1 protein-coding gene is annotated in these 238 nt (G+C 65.5%); it reads right to left on the reverse strand.

The genetic code is table 11. The features are described from left to right. Positions 1–24 precede the first annotated feature (24 nt). A partial coding sequence (locus ACPYOM_RS23770) for a hypothetical protein (RefSeq protein WP_481347871.1) occupies positions 25–238 on the reverse strand: 214 nt, incomplete at its 5' end.

A 238-nucleotide genomic window follows, 5' to 3' on the forward strand; every position in this document is an offset into this window, starting at 1 on the left:
ACACTCTCTCCGTCGTCGGCAGCGTCAGATGTGTATAAGAGACAGCGCGTCGAGTGCGGCGACGATCCGGCCGACGTCCTTCGGGCTGATCCGGTGCCGTACGGCGTGCATCCCGTCGCGCAAGGTGACGTCCTGGACGTAGAGCCTGTCTCTTATACACATCTCCGAGCCCACGAGACGCGTAGTAATCTGGGGGGTGGGGGTTGTTTTTGGGGGGGGGGGGGGGGGGGGGGGGGGG

This window comes from Monashia sp. HAY1-2A (genome assembly GCF_056755315.1).